Below are 23,170 nucleotides of genomic sequence, written 5' to 3'. Positions count from 1 at the left end.
ATTAATGTGCTTCCAACCAATTTTTCCCAACACCAATTTCAACATCCAACGGAACATCCATTTTAAAGGCGTTTTCCATTTCGTGTTTGATCATTGGTTTGATTTTTTCTAATTCAGAGTTGTGAACGTCAAATACAAGTTCGTCATGAACCTGAAGTAACATTTTTGATTTCCAATTCTCAGAAGTTAGTTTCTTGTGAATATTAATCATCGCAATTTTGATAATATCTGCTGCCGAACCTTGAATTGGTGCGTTAACTGCATTTCGTTCAGCGCCACTTTTCACCATCATGTTGGCCGAATTGATGTCTTTTAAATAACGACGTCTTCCTAAAACCGTTTGTACATAACCGTTTTCTCTTGCAAAATCTACTTGATTGCTCATGTACGATTTCAGTTTTGGATAAGTCGCATAATACGCATCAATCAACTCAGCACTTTCTTTACGTGAAAGCGATGTTTGATTAGAAAGTCCGAAGGCTGAAACACCATAAATAATTCCGAAATTCACCGTTTTGGCATTGCTACGTTGTTCTTTTGTAACTTCTTCTAATGGTACATTGAACACTTTTGCAGCGGTACTTCTGTGAATATCTTCGTTGTTTTGAAAGGCTTTAATCATATTTTCTTCACCAGAAAGTGCTGCGATAATTCGAAGTTCTATTTGCGAATAATCGGCAGAAACTAAGGTGTAATTTTCATCACGAGCAATAAATGCTTTTCTGATTAATCGTCCGCGTTCAGTACGAATTGGAATGTTCTGCAAGTTTGGATTATTCGAACTCAAACGACCAGTCGCTGCTACAGTTTGCATATAATCGGTGTGAACACGTCCAGTTTTTTTATCGACTTGGTTCGGTAAGGCATCAATGTAAGTACTTTGCAATTTTACCATTTGACGCCATTCGAGAATGTCTTTTACAATTTGGTGTTCGTTGGCTAAGTAACTCAAAACTTCTTCGCCAGTCGCATATTGACCAGTTTTGGTTTTCTTTTGTTTTGCTCCGCCAATTTTCATTTTGTCAAATAAAACGTCGCCTAATTGTTTTGGTGAAGCCAAATTGAATTTCTCGCCAGCAGTTTCATAGATTTTTTGTTCTAATTCTGAACTTTCTTTTGCCATTTCAACCGACATTTCTTTCAAGAACGGAACGTCAAGATTGATTCCTTCCAATTCCATTGCAGCCAAAACTGGAATAAGTGGAATTTCGATTTCATCAAAAAGTTTTTTGGTTTCGGCTTTGTCTAGAATCGGACTGAAATTTTGTTTTAATTGAAACGTTACATCAGCATCTTCGGCAGCGTACTCTTTGATTTCCTCCAAAGAAACATCGCGCATTGATTTTTGATTTTTACCTTTTTTACCAATTAAATCTTCAATTGATTTTGGCGAATATTTCAAATAAGTTTCACTTAAAACATCCATATTATGACGCATATCTGGATTGATTAAGTAATGCGCAATCATTGTATCGAATAATTTGCCTTTGATTTGAACTCCATAATTAGAAAGAATTTTCAAATCATATTTTATATTTTGACCAATTTTTTCGATGTTTTCATTTTCAAAAAATGGCTTGAATTTATCAACTAAAACTTGCGCTTCTTCTTGATTTTCTGGAAATGGAACGTAAAATGCTTCGCCTTTTTGCCAAGAAAATGACATTCCAACCAGTTCAGCATTTAAGGCATCAATTCCGGTAGTTTCGGTATCAAAACACACTGAAGTTTGATTGAGTAAATTTTGCAAAAACAATTTTGTACCCAAATCACCTTGAATTATCGTATAATTATGGTTGGTGGTTTCTAAAGTTGCGTAAAACGAATTTGTTTTGACTTCGCCACTTTCTTCATCAGAAAATCCGAACAAATCAAATTGATCTTCGTTGGATTTTTTGGCTGGAGCTTTTTTGGCTGGTTGTGGCGTATCGCTTGAAGTTCCATTACCATTTGTGTCAATCTCGTCGTACTCTTTTCCAGTTCCGAAATATTTATCGAACTGTGCTTTCATTTGACGGAATTCCAATTCGTTGAACAACGCATCAGTTTTTTCAACATCAGGTTTTGAAAGTTCAAAATCTTCTGCATTAAATTCCACTGGACAATCGAGTAAGATAGTAGCTAATTTTTTTGACAATAATCCCAACTCAGCATTGGCTTCAATTTTATCTTTAATCGCACCTTTTAGTTCGTGTGTATTCGCCAAAAGATTTTCCATCGAACCATATTCTTTTAAGAATTTCTTCGCTGTTTTTTCACCAACGCCAGGCAATCCCGGAATATTATCGGCTGCATCACCCATCATTCCTAAGAAATCTATTACTTGTTCTGGTCGTTCGATTTCAAATTTTTCTAAGACTTCTGGAATTCCCCAAATTTCAATGTCGTTACCCATTCTTGCTGGTTTGTACATAAAAATATTTTCGGAAACCAATTGCGCAAAATCTTTATCAGGTGTCACCATGTACACTTTGTAACCTTCTTTTTCGGCTTGTTTTGCCAACGTTCCAATTAAATCATCGGCTTCAAAACCTGCTTTTTCCATAATCGGAATGTGCATCGCTTTTAACAATTCTTGAATATACGGAACGGCAATTTTAATTGCTTCTGGAGTTTCGTCTCGATTTGCTTTATATTCTTGATACATTTCGTAACGGTAATCGCTTCCACCTTTGTCAAAAGCTACGGCTAAATGATCGGGTTTTTCTCGTTTGATTACATCCATTAAAGCATTCATAAATCCCATAATGGCCGAAGTATCCATTCCTTTAGAATTGATTCTTGGGTTTTTTATAAAGGCAAAATATCCGCGAAAAATTAGTGCGTAGGCATCAAGAAGGTAAAGGCGTTTTTGTGACATAAAAATAAAATTTGAATTTGTAAAAATAGATAAAGTTTCAAAAACTTTGTTTCTTTTCTAAGTGAATTTAAACCAATGTTAAAATATAACTAACAAAAGTATTTGGCAACATCTTTCTTTGTTAATTTGCAAAAAATATTAGAATGTCTGCACGTTGGATTATCCTTTTCGTGATTATTGCAATCATTGAAATTTATGCATTTCAAGCTGTTAAAACTTTTACTAAAGTAAGATGGGTTAAACTTACTTATATTATAATTTCTGTTCTTGCAGTGGCTTTTGTTTTTTATGGTTTTTCTAAATTTGATAGAGGCGTAGGTCAAACTCAAATGTTTATGATGACCATTGGAGTTATGTTATTAGTTATTGTTCCAAAATTATTGATAACATTTATAATGCTCCTTGAAGATACTCTTAGATTGATGTTAGGAACTAAGAATTATTTTACAAATTATGGAAATGATACTTTTTTACCTGAAAGAAGAAAGTTTATTAGTCAAGTTGCGCTTGGAATTGCAGCAGTTCCATTTATATCATTGATTTATGGAATGACGATTGGGAAATACAATTATAAAGTATTAAGACAAACGTTGTTTTTTGATGATTTACCAGATGCTTTTGACGGTTTTAAAATCACTCAAATTTCGGACATTCATAGTGGTAGTTTTGATAATCCTGAAAAGATTAGCTATGCAGTTGATTTAATTAATGAGCAAGAATCAGATTTGTTATTATTTACTGGCGATATTGTAAATACTCATGCAACCGAAATGCATCCATGGATTGATACTTTCAAGAAGATTAAAAATTATGAATTTGGAAAATTTTCTATACTTGGAAATCATGATTATGGTGAATATGTAGATTGGAAATCGGAGGAAGCAAAAAATAAAAATTTTGAAGACATCAAAGATTTACATCAACAAATAGATTTCAAGTTGATGTTGAACGAAAATACGAAAATAAAAAAAGGAAACGACGAAATTGCATTGGTTGGTGTTGAAAATTGGGGTGTAAAATTCAAGAAAGTTGGTGATTTGAATAAAGCTTCAGAAAACTTGAACAAAGAAGATTTCAAAATTTTAATGAGTCACGATCCAAGTCATTGGGATGCAGAAGTAAAAGATCATCCTAAAAATTTCCATTTAACACTTTCTGGACACACTCACGGATTTCAATTTGGAATAGAAATTCCAGGAATTATAAAATGGAGTCCTGTGGAATATGTTTACAAACAATGGGCTGGTTTATATGAAAATGTTGGAAAATATATTTACGTAAATAGAGGTTTTGGGTTTCATGCTTACCCTGGAAGAGTAGGAATTATGCCTGAAATTACTGTAATTGAACTAAAAAAAGGCAAAAATGTAGTATAATTAGTTAAAAATGCTACATTTGTATTACTAATACTTTCTTTTTTATAAAAAGAACATATAAATAACTAGGTTTTATGTCAAAATTTGGCGAACTTATAAATGCTCAAGTTCCTGTGTTAATTGACTTTTACACAGAGTGGAACGAATCTTCAGTGTCGATGCATCCAGTTATTAGAGATGTTGCGGCAGCGCTTGGCGATAGAGCAAAAGTGATTAAAATTGATGTGGATAAAAACCAAGAATTAGCCGAAGCACTTCGAATAAAAGGTTTACCAACACTTATGATTTATAAAGAAGGTCAAATGGTGTGGAGACAATCAGGTGAATTGGATGCTAATACTATAATTGGTTTAGTTCAAGAACAAGTCTAATCAATTTTTTCACAAACAAATCCTTTTTTCTTTAAGAATTCTAAGGTTCTTGGTAAGACATATTCCAAGTTCGTGAATGCTTTTTTGCTATCGTGAAAAACGATAATACTTCCAGATTTTACATTTTTTAAAACATTTTCTAAACATTTTTCCATAGAAATTGTATTATCAAAATCATAAGAAATGATGTCCCACATTATTATTTTATAACCAAATTTTCGTAATATTTTAGATTGCGATGGTTTTATTTTGCCATAAGGTGGACGAAATAGTTTGCAGTATTCAGTGTTCAGTTTGCAGTGTTCAGTTTCGTATAATTTGACATTTTTAATGTAATCTGAAGTATTAGTTTTCCATCCATTTAAATGATTGAAAGTGTGATTTCCAATAGAATGTCCTTCGTTGATTACTTTCTGAAAAATATCCGGATATTTTCTAACGTTATCTCCTATGCAGAAGAAGGTTGCTTTGGCATTGTATTCTTTTAAATTTGATAAAACCCATTCTGTGATTTCAGGAGTTGGTCCATCATCAAATGTTAAATAGACTTTGTTTTCATTGTTAGGAATATCCCAAACATAGTTTGAAAATAGTTTCTTAAATATCCAATGTGCTTTTACCCAATTCATAATTCAAATGTAAATAAAAAGTGCCGATAAATTAATCTATCGGCACTTTGTTATTTTTATAAAATCAATTATTCCATATCGCGTTGAAATCTTGGGAATCGATTATTATAACTATTAAATTCATTTCTGTTTTTGTCATAAAATTCAATATCACCATTAGCTTTCATTACTTTTAATAAACTTCTATAACGTTCTATATCGGTAACGATATCTGTAGCCATAAAACTTTGGTCAGAAGAATTGAAAGTACTATAATATCTCAAGTTGTCTTTATATTTTGATGCGAGTTTAGTTATTAAATCTCTTGCTTTTTGTTTTTCGCCAGTTTTATAATAACCACCAACAAATGGTTCAAGAGTTAAATAATAACCATAATAATCTATTGGTGTCTTAGTAATTGCCAAATCAATAACTTTTTTGGCCTTATCAATTTTACCTTCTTTTATCAATAATTCCATTAATCTAGAAAGATTGGTTCTATATGAAATACTATTTCTTCTAGTTTCTGGATCATGATAAATTTTAGTGCTTTCTCCATTACCCCATTTCCAATTGGTTGCAAGTTTGTACATTTTTTCTGTATCAATTTGCCCCATATCTGGATAGTTTTCTTCAATTACTGGAGTTTTTATTGGCACTAATTTATACACCATACCATCAAGCTGAAGATAATCTTTCATCCATAGGTAATCATCATCTCCAAAACTTCCTGGGCTAAAATAAATAGGTCTTTTCCAATTATTGTTGTTTAAAATATCAAACATAATTAGTCGATTCTTATATAACGCACCACCTTTTAAGTCGATATCAATAAAAGGAACAATCGAATCATTTTGTGCTGGATTAACAACCTTATTTGCTATCACAGCATTTTTATCAATAGGAATTCTAACTTTATTTGTTGGAAAGAAATGAAGTTTGTGTCCGCTTTGCATCTCAACAGTAGTTATGGTGTCTTCACTTTTCGCAAAGTTTATAAAATCTTTAAGTAACCATCTGTTTTCAGTTTGCTTATTAAATAGAATAGCGTCTCTGTTATCTGCTACATATTGCTGATGCTCGAATGAAATTGGTAAACCATCTGCTTTATAGGTTTTAAGTTTCATTTGATCAATGTACCAATCGGTCATTAATAAGCTAGTATTTACAATTTTCACATCGGTTCTGTATCCTTCAATCTCTTGAGCATACCATAATGGGAAGGTATCATTATCACCAATTGTAAATAGTATAGCATTTGGACCACAAGAGTCAAGGTAATTTTTAGCCATTGCTAATGCTGTATATCTTCCTGAACGATCATGGTCGTCCCAGTTTTGTGATGCCATTAAAACAGGAGCAGCCAATAAACTTATAGCAACTACTATTGGTCCGGCAATTTTTGCAGCTACTTTTTCTTTTATCATTTCATAGATTGCATAAACTCCAAAACCAATCCAAATTGCAAATACATAAAATGAGCCAACTAAAGCGTAATCTCTTTCACGAGGTTCAAATGGTCTTTCGTTAAGATAAATTTTTAATGCTAATCCTGTAAATAAGAACAAAGCCAATAATACGTAGAAACTTTTTAAATCTCTTTGTGCATGATACATCAAACCAATCAAACCTAAAAATAGAGGTATAAAATAGTATAAGTTTCTTCCTTTATTATTTTTAATATCTTGAGTTAAATTTTCTTGTGAACCTAAGTGAATTTCATCAATGAATTTTATTCCGCTTAACCAGTTCCCATCCAGATTATCATATCTACCTTGATTGTCGTTTTGTCTTCCAACAAAATTCCATAACAAATAACGACCATACATATAACCAAATTGATATTCAATCATAAAACTAAGATTGTCAAAAGTTGATGGTTTTTCAATGTCAAGATAGTCACCATATGCTTTTAAGAAAGAAACATAACCATCATTATCAATTTTGCCACTTGCGTAGGCTTGTCTGAATTCTGCAACAACGTCGGTTAATTCTTTTTCTTCAACATATTCAGATTTTACTTTGAATTTTGGAACTCCTGTAAAATTTATATATCCTTCAATGTTGTCAGTACTCCACATTCTTGGAAGTATTGCTTTATGATTATCATCGGTGTTTTGCTCTGCATTTTTATAATCGTTTACAATCACATATTTTCCAGAAGCTTCGTCTCTTTCATAGTTTGGAGCTTTGTCTAAATATGGATTATCCTCATCCAAACCAGCAAAGGCATCAGTATATTGTGGACCATAAAATAATGGATTGATTCCGTATTGTTCACGATTGTAATAAGCTAATACTTCGGCAGCATCTGATGGTTTATTTTCGTTTATTGGTGTGTTTGCATTAGCTCTAATAGGTAACATCATCCAAGTTGAAAATCCTATTAATACAAATAGAATACAAAGTAAAACAGTGTTGTATGTTGGATGTTCTTTTTTTCTAGTGTATCTCAATCCAAAATAAAAGAAAGCTACAATAAGAAGTAACGCAAAAATAGTTCCTGAGTTAAAAGGTAACCCAAGGTTGTTTACCATGAAAATTTCAGTTTTACCAAAGAAAGCTAATGTGTAAGGCAATAAAAGCTTAAAAATGAAAAGTAATACTGCAATAATAATTATATTGGCTAGAATGAAATTTGTAACAGTTACTTTTTTGTAGTTTTTAAAGAAGTATAAAAAACCAATTGAAGGAATGGTTAATAAAGCCATAAAGTGAACACCAAACGATAAACCAACTACTAAACTAATTAGTAATAACCATCTGTTTCCTTTTGGCTCATGCATTTCTTGTTCCCATCTTAAGCCAAGCCAAAAAAGTAGTGCAATAAGTAAAGTTGCCATTGCATAAACTTCTGCTTCAACAGCATTAAACCAAAAACTATCTGAAAAAGTGAATGCTAATGCTCCAACAAATGAACTTCCTAAAATAACTTTGATGTTATTGTTGTCTATTTCTGTATATGACGAAATGATTTTCTTTAACAAAATGGTAGAAGACCAAAACATAAAAAGAATGGTGAAAGCACTAGAAAACACAGACATCATGTTAACCATAAAAGCTACTTTGTCGCTACTAGTTGCAAACATTGCAAAGAAAGCTCCAAGCATTTGAAATAATGGCGCGCCTGGTGGATGTCCTACCTCAAGTTTAGCAGCTGTTGCAATATATTCTCCACAATCCCAGAAACTCATTGTGGGCTCTACTGTTAATGTATAGGTTATCAGTGCAATTGAAAAAGCAGCCCAACCTAAAATGTTATTCCACTTTTTGAAATCAAATGTTGTCATATATAATTATGATGTTAATTCAGATGCAAAGAAACTATTTTTTTATCGAAACCACATAAATTGAGGTTGATAAAATTTTCTTAATTACTTGCTGCTAAAAGTTTTTTATTAATTATTCTTTAATTTTAAATTCTAATCCAATAAATCTTGTGCTTTCAATTGAAATATTTTTGTCTTCTTGAAAGTACTTTCTGATTTTAGTTATAAATACATCCATACTTCTTCCTGAAAAGTAATCGTCATTTTTCCAAATATTTTTTAAGATAGCCTCTCTTTTAATTAATTGATTTCTATTTTGATAAAGATATTCAATTAGTAGTGCTTCTTTTTCAGTTAGTTGTTGTGTACTATTATCTTTTTTTAAACATAACCTTTTGGTGTCAAAAATGTACTTGCCTATTGAAATTTCTTCAACTGTTGGTGTCTTAAAATTGAGTTCACTTCTTTTTAAAATGTTATTTAATCTTAAAATTAATTCTTCAACTTCAAAAGGCTTGACAATATAATCATCTGCTCCTAGTTGTAATCCTTTTATTCTATCTTCTTTCAATTGTTTTGCAGTGAGAAAAACGAAAGGTGTTTCAGGATTTATTTTTATTAATTCTTCAGCTAATAAAAAACCATCCATTTTTGGCATCATAACGTCTAGAATACAAATGTCAAAACTATTTCTTTTAAAAATTTCTAATGCTTTAACTCCGTTTTCTGCCCAAACAACATCAAAATCATGAAGCTGTAAGTACTGAATTAATACATTTGAAAAATCAAAATCATCTTCGGCTAAAAGTATTTTTTTCATAACACTAAGATGGAATTGATAAAATGAATTGTGTTCCTTTTCCTAATTCGCTCACCAAGTTAATAGTTCCTTTGTGTGCTTTAATAATTTGGTCTACATAATACAGTCCAAGTCCTAAACCTTTTGTGTTATGAAGGTTTCCTTGTTCAACTCTATAGAATTTGTCAAAAAGTAACGATTGTTTGTTTTTTGCAATTCCTATTCCGTCATCTTCAATACAAATTTTGAATTCATTATTTTGCAAATTTGTTGTTACGAAAATGGTTTTGGCGCCATATTTAACAGCATTGTCTAAAACATTAATTATTGCAGTTGTGAGATGAAATCTGTCTAAAGTTAATTGTGTTTCTGAATTAAAATTTGTTTTAATATCAATTCTAGGATTAGCCATTTTGAAATCATTTACTATGGTTTCCAAGAAAGCATTAATTTTTGTTTTTTCTTTTTGCAATTCAATTTCTTCAAAACCTAAGGAGTTACTCATTACCTGATCTATCAAACTTTGTAAACGCTCATTTTGACGATTTATAGTTTGAATCAATTGGTTGTAAACTAAATCATTTTCTTTTACTTCTTTACGCTCCAATATTTTTGTAGAAACCGATAAAGTTGTAAGTGGTGTTTTTAGTTCGTGAGTAATGTTGTTTATGAAATCTGTTTTAATATCACTAATTTTCTTTTGTTTTATTAATGATTTTAGAGTTACTACAAATATCGAGATTAAGGTAATAATTGAGGCAATTGCAAAAAACAGCAATAAAGACATTCTTTTAAGAATAATTAATTCCCAGTTTTTTACAGAAACATATAAGCTATCCTCAGTAAGCAATTTGTAATTTGATTTTGATGTATTTGAACTTGTGGTTCCAACGTAGTTTCTAACTAAAAAAGCGTCTTCAAGCGAAGCTAAATTGCCATACATTTTGTTTTCAATAAAAGGTTTTGCAGCAAATAATGTATCTGCTTTTTTAGTGTTGTTGTAGATTACAAATTTGTTTAAGATTATTGCAAAATCGATTTCGTTATCTGGAAACTCTTTTTCAAATTTCTTTTGTAGTTTTTCGGTTAATTGCTTTCTAAAATGATTTTCTATGAATTGTTTTTTTATTTGACTTCTATAATTTCTATCAATAAGATAGTTTTCTGCTAATTCTTTGTACATGAAATCTTTATTGTTAAATAAAGTACTGTCAATATCGCTATAATCATTTGTAATAGAGGCAAGTTTTTCTTTTACTTCAAGACGAAATTGCGCTACTTTATAATTGTAAGTAGTTTTTACCAAGTAATATTGCATGACGCAAAGCACTACAAGGATAAATCCTGATAAAAGAGTTAATATGTTTATTTTTCGCTTCATAATAAAATCAGATTCAAAAATAGCACGATTTATTGTAAAAATCATTTTTTATTCTTCCTTTAACCTACGATTAACTTTCAAATACATTCTATGGAGAAAATGGTGGTTTTGTAATATGTATAAAATTAGCACATTAGGTTTCGGATTAAATTCATTTTTTAAAATTTTAAATAAAAGTTGAATAAATGTTTGCTTAAAATAAAATTTGTATTAAATTTGCACCCGCATTAAAGCACTTATTGGTCTATGGTGTAATGGTAACACAACTGTTTTTGGTGCAGTCTTTCTAGGTTCGAGTCCTAGTAGACCAACAAAAAATCCCAACAGAAATGTTGGGATTTTTTATTTTAATAAGTATAAAAAATCTATCAATTTAATTGATGGATTTTTATTTTATATGATTGTTATATTTTAAATGTAATAACCGGTCTTGTAGCGTGATTAACTAAGTCTTCACTAATGCTTCCATTAAAGAAATGTGAAAGACCTTTTCTTCCATGTGTACTCATTCCTATTAAGTCAGCATTTATACTATTTGAAAAGTTCAATATTCCTTTTTCAACATTAGTTTCATTGTACACGTGTGTCTCAACTTTTTGAACATTGAAGTTAGAAAGGAATCTTTTCATTGTTTCTTCAGATGTAGAAGTTGATTTAAAATTGTTTGGTGTATTAACCATAACTAAATGTAATGTTGAATCAAATTTGTTTGCAAAATCAACTACTTTTTCAAATGGTTTTTTTACTTCGTCACTAAAGTCTGATGCAAAAACAAAATTATTTACAGTAAAATCGTTTTCTTCTTTTTTAATAATTAATACTGGAACTTCAGAGTTACGGACTACTTTTTCGGCATTAGAACCAATAAACATTTCTTTGTAGCCACTTGCACCATGCGAACCCATTACAATTAAATCTACATTGTTTAGTTGACTAATTTTTAAGATACCATCAAAAGCCAATTCAAATTGCACAATTTCAGAAACTTTTAAACCATCAAGATAATCTTCATCCATAAGGTCTTCTAATTTTTTTATAGCGGCATTTTTGAAAAACATGATTTCTGGAATAGCTGCACCAGATCCGATAGCGTCACTTGCTTGATTTGGAAATTCTAACATGTGTAATAAAATAATTTCGCCATTATTTTTTTTAGCAATTTGTGCAGCAACTTTTAAAGCATATTCAGCATTTTGAGAAAAGTCTGTAGGGATTAGGATTTTTTTCATGATAGTTTGTAAATTATTGGTTTTATTCAAATTAAATTTCAAAGGTTAAAGGTAAGAATTTTTTTTAAGATTTCTAAATGATATTTGTCATATAAAAAAAAAGACTATATTTGCAGCATTATTTATTAGTACAAACTAAATAATGAGGGAAGCACTGCTTCCCTCTTTTTATAAGAATATGACATTTAGAGAACAAGTTGCAAAACTTTTAGAAGAAGGTTTGTCTGAAAAACCAGAAATCTTTTTGATAGACTTATCAATTTCAGATAATTACAAAATTATTGTAACTTTGGATGGTGATAAGGGTGTTAATCTTCAAGATTGTATAGATGTAAGTAGAATTATTGAAAATAATCTAGATAGAGAAGAGCATGATTTTGAGCTTGAAGTAGCGTCTGTTGGTGTTGGTTCGCCATTAAAATTAAAAAGACAATACATAAAGAACATAGGAAGGAATTTAAAGGTTAAAACCGGAAAAGAAACTATAGAGGCAGAATTGATTGATGCAGATGAGCAAAAAATAGTTTTATCTTGGATGACAAGAGAACCAAAAAAAATAGGAAAAGGGAAGGAAACAGTTAAAAAAAAATTAGAATTACCTTACTCAGAAATAATAGAAGCAGTTGTTACAATAAATTTTAATTAAATAGAATAATGGAAAATATTGCATTAATCGAATCATTCTCAGAGTTTAAAGATGATAAACTTATTGATCGAGTAACGCTTATGGCGATTTTGGAAGATGTTTTTAGAAATGCTTTAAAAAAGAAGTATGGTTCTGATGACAATTTTGATATTATCATAAATCCTGATAAAGGAGATATGGAAATCTGGAGAAGAAGAATTGTTGTTGCCGATGATGATTTAGATTTAGAAAATGAAGAAATTACACTTACAGAAGCTAGAAGAATAGAACCTGATTTTGAAATTGGAGAAGAAGTTTCTGAAGAAGTTAAATTAATAGATTTAGGAAGAAGAGCTATTTTAGCTTTGCGCCAAAATTTAATTTCAAAAATTCACGAACACGATAATACTAACTTGTACAAACAATTTAAAGATATTATTGGTGAAATTTATACAGCAGAAGTACACCATGTTCGTCCAAGAGTTGTAATTTTGGTTGATGATGAAGGAAACGAAATTGTATTACCAAAAGAAAAACAAATTCCATCTGATTTTTTCCGTAAAGGAGATAATGTTAAAGGAATTATTGAAAGCGTTGAATTAAAAGGAAATAAACCTCAAATCATTATGTCTAGAACTTCTGAGAAGTTTTTAGAAAAATTATTTGAACAAGAAATTCCAGAAGTTTTCGATGGTTTAATTATGATTAAAAAAGTCGTAAGAATTCCTGGTGAAAAAGCAAAAGTAGCTGTTGATTCTTATGATGATAGAATTGATCCTGTTGGAGCTTGCGTTGGTATGAAAGGGTCTCGTATTCATGGTATCGTTCGCGAATTAGGTAACGAAAATATTGACGTAATAAATTATACAACTAATGCTTCTCTATTGATTACAAGAGCATTAAGTCCAGCAAAAGTTTCTTCTGTGAAAATTGATGAAGAAACAAAACATGCTGAAGTGTTTTTGAAATTAGAAGAAGTTTCTAAAGCAATTGGTCGTGGAGGACAAAATATTAAATTAGCAGGTCAATTATCTGGATACGAATTAGATGTTATCAGAGAAGGAAGCACAGCAGAAGATGATGATGTTGAATTAACTGAATTCTCAGATGAAATTGATGGCTGGATTATTGATGAATTTGCAAAAATTGGGTTGGATACTGCAAAAAGTATTTTAAAACAAGATGTTGCCGATTTAGCTAGAAGAACCGATTTAGAAGAAGAAACAATACAAGAAGTAATGCGCATATTGAAAGAAGAGTTTGAAGACTAATTTTTCACCCCAATAAAAAAAGAATTTATAAAAGATTTTATGTCTGAAGAAAGAAATATTAGAATAAACAAAGTTTTAAGGGAATTAAACATTTCATTAGAAAGAGCTGTCGATTATCTTAAGGATAAAGGAATTGCTATTGATGCAAACCCAAATGCTAAGATTTCCGATAAAGAATTTGATATTCTACAAAATCAATTTGCCGGCGACAAAGGCAACAAAGAAGCGTCCAAAGGTGTTAGCGAAGAAATTAAGAAAGAAAAAGAAGCCCTTCGTCTTGAAAGAGAAAAAGAGATAGAAGACAAAAGAAAACAAGAAGAAGAGCGTCAACGTCTTGAAGTTATTAAAGCTAAAGCTGTCGTTTCTGGGCCAAAACAAGTGGGTAAAATTGATTTAGAACCTAAACAGGTTCCTGCAAATAAACCTGAAAGTGTAAAATCAGAAGCAAAAGTTGAGGAAAAATCAGCTCCTTTAAAAGAGAAACCTGTTCAATCTAAAGAAAAACCTACATTAGCTGAAGAAAAACCTAGTCAAAAAGAGGTTGTTGTTGAAGCAAAAGTTGAAGAAGTAAAAGTTGATAAATTAGCTGATAATCTTCCAGTTGAAGATGAAACACACACAACTCAATATCAAAACCTTTCTGGACCAACTTTAACAGGTCAAAAAATTGATTTATCTCAATTTAATAAACCTAAAAAGACCACTCCACCTAAAATCAATAGTGCTAATAAGGTTGATCCAAACAAAAATAAGAGAAAAAGAATTCCACCAAAACCAGGTGAAGTTCGTCCTGGGAATGCTGGAGGCAATGCTGCTGGAGGACAAAATAAACCAGGTGGTGCAGGTGGTAATAAATTTGTTGCTAACAAACCAGGTGGTGGAGGTTTCCAAAAAGGAAATAGACCAGCTATAGTTCAAAAAGTTGAGCCTACAGAAGAGGAAGTTAAAAACCAAATCAAAGAAACTCTTGAAAGACTTCAAGGGAAAGGTTCAAAATCTAAAGCTGCAAAATATAGAAGAGATAAAAGAGATACCCACCGTCAACGTTCAGATGATGAGCAAAGAGCATTAGACGAAGGAAGCAAAACTATCAAAGTTACAGAATTTGTTACTGTTGGTGAAGTTGCTACTATGATGGATGTGCCTATTACTAAAGTTATCGGTACTTGTATGTCTCTAGGAATTATGGTTACAATGAATCAGCGTTTAGATGCTGAAACATTAACTATTGTTGCTGATGAGTTTGGTTATGAAGTTGAATTTATTACAACTGATCTTGAGGAAGCAATAGAAATTGTTGAGGATAGAGAAGAAGATTTAGTAACAAGAGCACCTATAGTTACTGTAATGGGTCACGTTGACCACGGTAAAACCTCTTTGTTAGATAATATCCGTAAAGAAAATGTAATCGCTGGAGAATCTGGTGGAATTACACAACATATTGGAGCTTATGCTGTACAATTAGATAACGGACAAAAAATAACATTCCTTGATACACCTGGTCACGAAGCGTTTACCGCTATGCGTGCTCGTGGAGCTCAAGTAACCGATATTGCAATTATCGTAATCGCTGCCGATGATGACATCATGCCACAAACTAAAGAGGCAATCAGTCACGCACAAGCAGCTGGTGTTCCAATGATATTTGCCATAAATAAAGTAGATAAACCACATGCTAATCCTGAAAAAATCAAGGAAAAATTAGCAGCAATGAATTTACTTGTTGAAGATTGGGGTGGAAAATATCAATCGCATGACATTTCTGCCAAAATGGGAATGGGAGTAAAAGAGCTTTTAGAAAAAGTATTGTTAGAAGCAGAAATATTAGATTTAAAAGCAAATCCAAATAAACCTGCTGTTGGAACTGTTGTTGAAGCACAATTAGATAAAGGTAGAGGATATGTTTCTACTATTTTAGTACAATCTGGAACTTTAAGAGTTGGTGATTATGTATTGGCTGGTAAAAATCATGGTAAGGTTAAGGCAATGTATGATGAAAGAGGAAATAGCGTAAAAGAAGCTGGTCCTTCAACTCCAATGTCTATTTTAGGTTTGGATGGTGCGCCAACTGCTGGAGATAAATTCAATGTTTTTGAAGACGAAAGAGAAGCAAAACAAATTGCTGTTAAACGTACACAATTAATGCGTGAACAATCTGTTAGAACGCAACGTCATATCACACTTGCAGAAATTGGTCGTCGTATTGCGCTTGGACAATTTAAAGAATTGAACATTATCCTTAAAGGAGACGTTGATGGTTCTGTTGAAGCATTATCAAATTCATTCTCTAAATTATCTACAGAAGAAATTCAAATCAATATTATTCATAAAGGTGTTGGAGCAATTACTGAAACTGACGTTATGTTGGCTTCAGCTTCTGATGCTATCATTATTGGATTTAATGTTCGTCCTGCTGGAAATGCACGTCAACTTGCAGATAAAGAAGAAATCGACATCAGAAATTACTCAATTATCTATGATGCAATTGATGACTTGAAAGATGCAATGGAAGGAATGTTGTCTCCAGAAATGAAAGAAGAAATTACCGGAACTGCTGAAATCCGTGAAACATTCAAAATCTCTAAGGTTGGTACAATTGCTGGATGTATGGTTACAGATGGTAAAATCTTTAGAAATTCTAAAATACGAATTATTCGTGAGGGTGTTGTAATATTTACAGGAGAACTTACAGCTTTAAAACGTTTTAAAGACGATGTTAAAGAAGTTTCTAAAGGATACGATTGCGGTATTCAAATTAAAAACTACAACGAAATAGAACAACTAGATATAATAGAAGCGTTCCAAGAAGTAGAGGTTAAGAAAAAACTTAAGTAATTATAATTTTATAAACAAAAAATCCCGAGCAATCGGGATTTTTTGTTTACTGTTTTGAAGGCTTGATTAGAATTGCGGAAGGGTATTTTTTCTTTAATAAATTTAAGTTTCTTTCAGCTTCAATTCTTGTTTTAAAATTGCCTACCCATACTTTATATAAAGGTGTGCTAAATATTATCGTCGCATCATAGTTTTTGTTCTCTTTTTTAAATTGTATTAGAGTTTTTTTAGAGGCATCGCTTGTACCGTTAAATATTTGTATTTTATATCTGTTATTTATTGTTATTGAAGAGTTTATCTTTCTTTTTTCGTTTAATAATTGTTCAAATTTTGGGTCTTGATTCACATTAGTATTCTGTGCTTTTATGGTGTTAAAATTGAAAAATAAAAAAATAAATAGTAAGTGTTTTAAAGTTCTTTTTTCTTTTAGATATTTCATAATGATTTGATTTTAATGCAAATGTAATTGAAAAAACATAAGTCGAAATAAAAATATTATTTAGAATTAATATAAATTGATAATTAAGATATATTTAAGGTTTTGAGAATAGTTGATAAATCGTATTTTTGCTCAAGTTTTAAAAAAAGTGTATTGGTAATTTGTTTAATCATAAGAAAAAACCGTACCAAAATTTAGTCGATAATCATTTATAATATGAAAAAAGTGGGTAACCATAGTTCGATTTCTAGAATTTATTCATTTGGATTAGCTTTAATGCTAACCATCTCTTTGTCTTCATTTGCTCAAGAACCTGCTGCTCCTGCTGCAACAGCTACACCAGCTGCTGCTCCTGCTGCAGCTGCTCCTGCCGCAACTGCTGGAGGAGATGCGGTAAAGGGAAAAGAATTATTTAATGCAAATTGTGCGGCATGTCATAATTTAGACAGAAAAATGACTGGACCAGCACTTAGAGGTGTAGCTGCAAAATATGATATGCCTTGGTTGTACAAATGGATAAATAATAGTTCAGCATTAATCAAATCTGGTGATGCTAAAGCTGTAAAAATTTATGAAGAGTACAACAAGTCTGTAATGACTGCGTTTCCTCAATTGTCAACTACTGATATTGATAATATCATAGCTTACACTTCGGAGCCAGCACCAGTAGTTGAAAATAAGATAGAGTTACCAGATGCAAAAAAGTCTGATAATGGTGGTCTTTCAAATAACATTATATTGGGTGCTTTAGCTTTAGTGATGTTAATGTTAGTTGTAATGTTGTTTTTAGTTAACAATGTTCTTACTAAAATTGCTAAAGCAAATGGAATTGAAGCTTCAGCAAAACAACCAACAATGCCTATTTGGAAAGCATTTGCTAAAAACCAGTTTTTAGTTCTTGTTTCTGCAATATTTTTATTGTTGGCTAGTGGTTATTTTGTATATGGTTTCTTAATGCAAGTTGGTGTTGACCAAGATTATGCACCAGTTCAGCCAATTCATTATTCTCACAGAATTCACGCAGGTAGTAATGGTATCGATTGTAAATACTGTCACTCTTCTGCTAGAGTTAGTAAGCATGCAGGAATTCCATCATTAAATGTTTGTATGAATTGTCATAAGAATATTGCTGAAGTTTCTGATACTACTGCTACTGAAGAGTACTCAAAAGCTTTCTATGATAAAGAAATTCAAAAATTATATAAAGCCGTAGGTTGGGATCAAAGTACTCAAAAATATACTGGTAAAACTGAGCCAGTGAAATGGGTGAGAATTCATAATTTACCTGATTTTGCATATTTCAACCACTCTCAACACGTAACTGTTGCGGGTATTGAATGTCAAAAATGTCATGGTGAAGTTCAAACTTACGAAATACAAAAACAATTTGCTCCTTTAACTATGGGATGGTGTATTGATTGTCACCGTAAAACTGATGTTAAAATGGAAGGAAATGCTTATTACGATAAAATTCATAAAGAACTTTCTAAAAAATATGGTGTAGACAAATTGACTGCAGCGCAAATGGGAGGTTTAGAATGTGGTAAGTGTCACTATTAATCAAATTATTAAGAAGCTAATATTTATATACGATGTCATCTAACAAAAAATACTGGAAAAGTGTTGAGGAACTAAACGAAAATAGTTCTATTGTTGAGACGCTTAGAAATAATGAGTTTGTAGAACAAATCCCAACGGATGAATTCTTATCAAACGAATCATTATCATCTTCATCAACTACTCGTCGTGATTTCTTAAAGTACGTTGGTTTTACAACTGCAGCTGCTTCGTTAGCTGCATGTGAAGGACCAGTTCATAAATCAATTCCATACGTGGTTCAACCAGATACAATCATTCCTGGTGTTGCTGATTTTTATGCAACATCTATGTTTGATGGTTTTGATTTTGCAAATCTTTTAGTAAAGACAAGAGAAGGTCGTCCAATTAAAATTGAGAATAATACAATTGAAGGAGCTAAGTTTGCAGCTAATGCAAGAGTTCACGCTTCAGTATTATCTTTATATGATAGTATGCGTCTTACTTCTCCAAAAGTTGATTCTAAGTCAGCAACATGGAATGAAGTTGATGCAAAAGTTAAAGCTAGTTTAGCTGATGCAAAAGCATCTGGTAAGCAAGTTGTTTTATTGACAAATACTTTAGCGAGTCCTTCTACAGAAAAATTAATTTCAGACTTTATCTCAAAAAATCCTACTGCTAAACATGTAGTTTATGATGCTGTTTCTGAATCGGCTGCTTTAGATGCTTTCGAATCTGTTTATGGAGAAAGAGCTTTAGTAGATTATGATTTTTCAAAAGCAAATACAATTGTTTCTATTGATGCTGATTTCTTAGGTGATTGGCAAGGTGGAGGTTTTGATAAAGGTTATGCTCAAGGAAGAATTCCTCAAGCAGGAAAAATGTCAAAGCATTTTCAATTTGAAGCAAACATGACATTGTCAGGAGCTGCTGCTGATAAAAGAGTTCCAATGACTATTGCTAATCAAAAATTAGCCTTAGTAAAAATATATAACATTATAACTGGTGCTTCTGTTTCAACAGGAAAAATCGAAAATGAAGCGGAAGTTGTAAAAGCTGCTAGTCAATTAAAATCTGCAGGAAGCAAAGGTCTTTTGGTTTCTGGTATTCAAGATAAAAATGCTCAGTTATTAGTTATTGCTATCAATCAAGTTTTAAAAAGCGAAGCTTTATTAACTGCTGGTGCAAGATTAATCAGAAAAGGATCTAACGAAAAAGTTGCTCAATTAATTTCAGATATGAATGCAGGTTTGGTTCATACACTTATCATGAGTGGTGTTAATCCTGTTTACACATTAGCAAATAGCAAATCTTTTGTTAGTGGTTTGAAAAAAGTTAAAACATCTGTTGCTTTTTCTCTTAAAGAAGACGAAACTGCAGAGCTTACTACAATTGCAGCTGCAACACCACATTATTTAGAATCTTGGAACGATTTAATGTTGACAAAAGGGACATATTCTTTAGTTCAGCCAACTATTCGTCCATTATTCAATACAAAACAATTCCAAGAATCATTAATGTCTTGGAATGGAGTAGCTGGAAATTACTACGATTATATAAAAGCAAATTCTGCAAGTTATATTTCAGGTTCATCTTGGAATAAAGTACTTCATGATGGTGTTTTTGTTTCAGGAGTTAGCACTTTAGCTGGTGGTACTGCTGATTATAACGGAGCTGCATCAGCTTTATCTCAATCTAAACCTGCACAAGGTTTTGAGTTGGTATTATATACAAAAGTTGGTTTAGGTGATGGTCAACAAGCAAATAACCCATGGTTACAAGAATTCCCAGATCCTATTACAAGAGTTTCATGGGATAATTATGTTACTGTTTCTCAATTTGATGCTAATAAATTAAAATTAGAAAACAAAATTGTTGCTAATGGAGGTCTTAACGGAAGTTATGCTACTCTAACTGTTAATGGAGTAAAATTAGAAAATGTACCTGTAATTGTTCAACCAGGACAAGCTAAAGGGACATTAGGATTAGCTCTTGGATATGGTAAAAAAGCAGCATTGAAAGAAGAAATGCAAGTAGGTGTTAATGCTTACGCTTTATATAATAATTTTAACAACGTTCAATCTGCAACTATCACTAAAGGTGATGGAGAGCATGAGTTTGCTTGTGTTCAATCACAAAAAACTTTAATGGGTAGAGGAGATATTGTTAGAGAAACTACACTTGAAATTTTCAATACAGCAAAAGATAGCAGAGAATGGAATCCAGTTCCTATGGTATCTTTAGATCATAAAGAAGTAGAAGCAACTAAAGTTGATTTATGGGAATCATTTGATCGTTCAACCGGTCACCATTTCAATTTATCAATTGACTTGAATGCTTGTACAGGATGTGGTGCTTGTGTTATAGCTTGTCATGCTGAAAATAATGTACCAGTTGTTGGTAAGTCTGAGGTAAGAAGAAGCCGCGATATGCATTGGTTGCGTATTGATAGATACTATTCTTCTGAAGATACTTTTGTTGGTGACAACAAGAAAAAAGAAGAATTTGACGGATTGTTTGGTGATAAAGGTTCATTAGGTGGATTTGGTCAAATGGAAAGTCCTGCGGATAATCCTCAAGTGGCATTCCAACCAGTTATGTGCCAGCATTGTAATCACGCTCCTTGTGAAACTGTTTGTCCAGTAGCTGCAACTTCTCACGGTCGTCAAGGTCAAAATCAAATGGCTTATAACAGATGTGTTGGTACTCGTTACTGTGCTAACAACTGTCCATATAAAGTACGTCGTTTCAACTGGTTCTTATACAACAATAACAGCGAATTTGATTTCCATATGAATGATGATTTAGGTCGTATGGTTGTTAATCCAGATGTAAATGTTCGTTCTCGTGGAGTAATGGAAAAATGTTCTATGTGTATTCAAATGACACAAAAAACTATTCTTGATGCGAAACGTGAAGGAAGAGAAATAAAAGATGGTGAATTCCAAACAGCTTGTTCAAATGCATGTTCTTCAGGAGCAATGATATTTGGAGATGTAAATGATAAAGAATCTAAAGTAGCTGAGTTACTTGAAGATAAAAGAATGTATCATTTGTTAGAGCACGTTGGAACTAAGCCAAACGTTATCTACCACGTAAAAGTTAGAAATACCTAGTTTAAAAAAGATTAATTAAGAAACAAGATAAAGGATTATGTCGTCTCACTACGAAGCACCCATTAGAAAACCATTAGTTATTGGTGATAAAAGTTATCACGATGTGACTGTCGATGTTGCTGCTCCTGTTGAAGGAAGAGCAAACAAACAATGGTGGACCGTTTTTTCAATCGCATTAGCAGCTTTCCTTTGGGGAATAGGTTGTATCACTTATACCATTTCAACTGGTATCGGAACTTGGGGTCTTAACAAGACTGTAGGTTGGGCTTGGGATATTACCAATTTCGTTTGGTGGGTTGGTATCGGTCACGCAGGAACACTTATTTCTGCAGTACTTTTACTTTTCCGTCAAAGATGGAGAATGGCTATTAACCGTTCTGCGGAAGCAATGACAATTTTCTCAGTTGTTCAAGCAGGATTATTCCCAATCATCCACATGGGTAGACCATGGTTAGCTTATTGGGTTGTTCCAATTCCTAATCAATTTGGTTCACTTTGGGTTAACTTTAACTCACCTCTTCTTTGGGACGTATTCGCAATTTCGACGTACCTTTCAGTATCATTAGTTTTCTGGTGGACTGGTTTACTTCCTGATTTTGCAATGTTAAGAGATAGAGCAGTTACTCCTTTCAACAAAAAGATATATTCTATTTTGAGTTTCGGATGGAGTGGTAGAGCAAAAGATTGGCAACGTTTTGAAGAAGTTTCTTTAGTATTAGCTGGTTTAGCAACACCTTTGGTTCTTTCTGTACACACGATTGTATCATTTGACTTTGCTACTTCGGTAGTACCTGGTTGGCATACAACTATCTTCCCGCCTTACTTCGTTGCTGGTGCGGTATTCTCTGGATTTGCAATGGTTAACACCTTATTAATCATTATGAGAAAGGTTTCTAACTTAGAAGCATACATAACAATTCAACATATCGAATTAATGAACATTGTAATCATGATTACTGGTTCTATCGTTGGTGTTGCCTATATCACAGAGTTATTCGTTGCTTGGTATTCAGGTGTTGAATATGAACAATATGCTTTCTTGAATAGAGCAACTGGTCCTTATGCTTGGGCTTATTGGGCAATGATGACATGTAATGTATTCTCTCCACAGTTTATGTGGTCTAAAAAATTGAGAACTAGTATTATGTTCTCTTTCATAATCTCAATTGTTGTAAATATTGGAATGTGGTTTGAACGTTTCGTAATCATTGTTACTTCATTACACAGAGATTATCTTCCATCATCTTGGACTATGTTCTCTCCAACATTTGTTGATATTGGTATCTTCATTGGAACTATAGGATTCTTCTTTGTTTTATTCTTATTGTATGCTAGAACTTTCCCAGTTATTGCTCAAGCGGAGGTTAAAACAATCTTGAAATCTTCTGGTGAGAATTATAAGAGAGAAAGAGAAAAAGAAGGTCATAATCATTCAGAAAAACATTAGTATTTGTT

Annotated in this window: 15 protein-coding genes and 1 tRNA gene; 9 read left to right on the top strand and 7 right to left on the bottom strand. The window is 32.0% G+C overall.

Annotated features, from left to right (window positions below):
• Position 1: 1 nt before the first annotated feature.
• The gene (polA, locus tag ABD766_RS04545; RefSeq protein WP_344815568.1) at positions 2-2,860 is read right to left on the bottom strand and encodes a DNA polymerase I; all 2,859 of its coding nucleotides are present in this window, start codon (positions 2,858-2,860) and stop codon (positions 2-4) included.
• 143 nt (positions 2,861-3,003) lie between these two features.
• On the opposite strand from polA, the gene ABD766_RS04540 reads away from it, so the two are divergent.
• Both ABD766_RS04540 and ABD766_RS04535 read left to right on the top strand, forming a co-directional pair.
• A complete protein-coding gene (locus ABD766_RS04540) occupies positions 3,004-4,236 on the top strand; it encodes a metallophosphoesterase (RefSeq protein ID WP_344815567.1) in 1,233 nt (410 codons plus the stop codon).
• Positions 4,237-4,310: 74 nt separating this feature from the next.
• The gene (locus tag ABD766_RS04535; RefSeq protein WP_298116634.1) at positions 4,311-4,607 is read left to right on the top strand and encodes a thioredoxin family protein; all 297 of its coding nucleotides are present in this window, start codon (positions 4,311-4,313) and stop codon (positions 4,605-4,607) included.
• Here ABD766_RS04535 and ABD766_RS04530 read toward each other — a convergent pair.
• The 4 genes from ABD766_RS04530 to ABD766_RS04515 form a co-directional block, all read right to left on the bottom strand.
• A complete protein-coding gene (locus ABD766_RS04530) occupies positions 4,604-5,236 on the bottom strand; it encodes a polysaccharide deacetylase family protein (RefSeq protein WP_344815566.1) in 633 nt (210 codons plus the stop codon). The two genes, ABD766_RS04535 and ABD766_RS04530, sit on opposite strands and share 4 nt — an antisense overlap.
• A 68-nt stretch (positions 5,237-5,304) precedes the next feature.
• On the bottom strand, positions 5,305-8,505 hold the full coding sequence (locus ABD766_RS04525; protein ID WP_344815565.1) for a glycosyltransferase family 117 protein: 3,201 nt from the start codon (positions 8,503-8,505) through the stop codon (positions 5,305-5,307).
• 112 nt (positions 8,506-8,617) lie between these two features.
• Positions 8,618-9,304 (bottom strand): response regulator transcription factor, encoded by a 687-nt coding sequence (locus tag ABD766_RS04520; protein WP_344815564.1) that lies wholly within the window; start codon positions 9,302-9,304, stop codon positions 8,618-8,620.
• A gap of 4 nt (positions 9,305-9,308) precedes the next feature.
• Positions 9,309-10,709, bottom strand: coding sequence for a sensor histidine kinase (locus ABD766_RS04515; RefSeq protein ID WP_344815563.1), 1,401 nt, complete (start codon positions 10,707-10,709; stop codon positions 9,309-9,311).
• Between the two features lie 195 nt (positions 10,710-10,904).
• On the opposite strand from ABD766_RS04515, the gene ABD766_RS04510 reads away from it, so the two are divergent.
• Positions 10,905-10,975: transfer RNA gene (locus ABD766_RS04510), tRNA-Gln, on the top strand.
• Positions 10,976-11,068: 93 nt separating this feature from the next.
• Here the strand turns inward: ABD766_RS04510 and ABD766_RS04505 are convergent.
• Entirely contained in the window at positions 11,069-11,893 is an 825-nt protein-coding gene (locus ABD766_RS04505; protein WP_298307837.1) for a universal stress protein, read from the bottom strand.
• Between the two features lie 178 nt (positions 11,894-12,071).
• On the opposite strand from ABD766_RS04505, the gene rimP reads away from it, so the two are divergent.
• The 3 genes from rimP to infB are packed head-to-tail and all read left to right on the top strand — an operon-like array spanning position 12,072 to position 16,624.
• The gene (gene rimP, locus ABD766_RS04500) at positions 12,072-12,539 is read left to right on the top strand and encodes a ribosome assembly cofactor RimP (protein ID WP_344815978.1); all 468 of its coding nucleotides are present in this window, start codon (positions 12,072-12,074) and stop codon (positions 12,537-12,539) included.
• Positions 12,540-12,547: 8 nt separating this feature from the next.
• Positions 12,548-13,789, top strand: coding sequence for a transcription termination factor NusA (gene nusA, locus ABD766_RS04495; RefSeq protein ID WP_344815561.1), 1,242 nt, complete (start codon positions 12,548-12,550; stop codon positions 13,787-13,789).
• A gap of 39 nt (positions 13,790-13,828) precedes the next feature.
• Complete coding sequence (infB, locus tag ABD766_RS04490) at positions 13,829-16,624, top strand: translation initiation factor IF-2 (protein WP_298307841.1); 2,796 nt, start codon at positions 13,829-13,831, stop codon at positions 16,622-16,624.
• Positions 16,625-16,670: 46 nt separating this feature from the next.
• Here the strand turns inward: infB and ABD766_RS04485 are convergent, their stop codons facing one another.
• On the bottom strand, positions 16,671-17,063 hold the full coding sequence (locus tag ABD766_RS04485) for an SPOR domain-containing protein (RefSeq protein WP_298307844.1): 393 nt from the start codon (positions 17,061-17,063) through the stop codon (positions 16,671-16,673).
• A gap of 216 nt (positions 17,064-17,279) precedes the next feature.
• On the opposite strand from ABD766_RS04485, the gene ABD766_RS04480 reads away from it, so the two are divergent.
• The 3 genes from ABD766_RS04480 to nrfD are packed head-to-tail and all read left to right on the top strand — an operon-like array spanning position 17,280 to position 23,162.
• The gene (locus ABD766_RS04480; RefSeq protein ID WP_344815560.1) at positions 17,280-18,623 is read left to right on the top strand and encodes a c-type cytochrome; all 1,344 of its coding nucleotides are present in this window, start codon (positions 17,280-17,282) and stop codon (positions 18,621-18,623) included.
• 32 nt (positions 18,624-18,655) lie between these two features.
• Positions 18,656-21,715, top strand: coding sequence for a TAT-variant-translocated molybdopterin oxidoreductase (locus ABD766_RS04475; RefSeq protein WP_344815559.1), 3,060 nt, complete (start codon positions 18,656-18,658; stop codon positions 21,713-21,715).
• Positions 21,716-21,752: 37 nt separating this feature from the next.
• Positions 21,753-23,162, top strand: coding sequence for an NrfD/PsrC family molybdoenzyme membrane anchor subunit (nrfD, locus tag ABD766_RS04470; RefSeq protein WP_298307852.1), 1,410 nt, complete (start codon positions 21,753-21,755; stop codon positions 23,160-23,162).
• Positions 23,163-23,170: the final 8 nt, after the last annotated feature.

Source organism: Flavobacterium cheonanense (genome assembly GCF_039539185.1).
In the GTDB taxonomy this organism is placed as follows: domain Bacteria; phylum Bacteroidota; class Bacteroidia; order Flavobacteriales; family Flavobacteriaceae; genus Flavobacterium; species Flavobacterium cheonanense.
The sequence above is the reverse complement of the archived record's forward strand: the minus strand, read 5'-3'. Positions and strand labels throughout refer to the sequence as shown.

Excerpts from the sequence above, each read along its gene's own strand:
- polA (WP_344815568.1), bottom strand. The coding sequence starts at position 2,860 with ATGTCACAAAAACGCCTTTACCTTCTTGATGCCTACGCACTAATTTTT.
- ABD766_RS04540 (WP_344815567.1), top strand. The coding sequence starts at position 3,004 with ATGTCTGCACGTTGGATTATCCTTTTCGTGATTATTGCAATCATTGAA.
- ABD766_RS04535 (WP_298116634.1), top strand. The coding sequence starts at position 4,311 with ATGTCAAAATTTGGCGAACTTATAAATGCTCAAGTTCCTGTGTTAATT.
- ABD766_RS04530 (WP_344815566.1), bottom strand. The coding sequence starts at position 5,236 with ATGAATTGGGTAAAAGCACATTGGATATTTAAGAAACTATTTTCAAAC.
- ABD766_RS04525 (WP_344815565.1), bottom strand. The coding sequence starts at position 8,505 with ATGACAACATTTGATTTCAAAAAGTGGAATAACATTTTAGGTTGGGCT.
- ABD766_RS04520 (WP_344815564.1), bottom strand. The coding sequence starts at position 9,304 with ATGAAAAAAATACTTTTAGCCGAAGATGATTTTGATTTTTCAAATGTA.
- ABD766_RS04515 (WP_344815563.1), bottom strand. The coding sequence starts at position 10,709 with ATGATTTTTACAATAAATCGTGCTATTTTTGAATCTGATTTTATTATG.
- ABD766_RS04505 (WP_298307837.1), bottom strand. The coding sequence starts at position 11,893 with ATGAAAAAAATCCTAATCCCTACAGACTTTTCTCAAAATGCTGAATAT.
- rimP (WP_344815978.1), top strand. The coding sequence starts at position 12,072 with ATGACATTTAGAGAACAAGTTGCAAAACTTTTAGAAGAAGGTTTGTCT.
- nusA (WP_344815561.1), top strand. The coding sequence starts at position 12,548 with ATGGAAAATATTGCATTAATCGAATCATTCTCAGAGTTTAAAGATGAT.
- infB (WP_298307841.1), top strand. The coding sequence starts at position 13,829 with ATGTCTGAAGAAAGAAATATTAGAATAAACAAAGTTTTAAGGGAATTA.
- ABD766_RS04485 (WP_298307844.1), bottom strand. The coding sequence starts at position 17,063 with ATGAAATATCTAAAAGAAAAAAGAACTTTAAAACACTTACTATTTATT.
- ABD766_RS04480 (WP_344815560.1), top strand. The coding sequence starts at position 17,280 with ATGAAAAAAGTGGGTAACCATAGTTCGATTTCTAGAATTTATTCATTT.
- ABD766_RS04475 (WP_344815559.1), top strand. The coding sequence starts at position 18,656 with ATGTCATCTAACAAAAAATACTGGAAAAGTGTTGAGGAACTAAACGAA.
- nrfD (WP_298307852.1), top strand. The coding sequence starts at position 21,753 with ATGTCGTCTCACTACGAAGCACCCATTAGAAAACCATTAGTTATTGGT.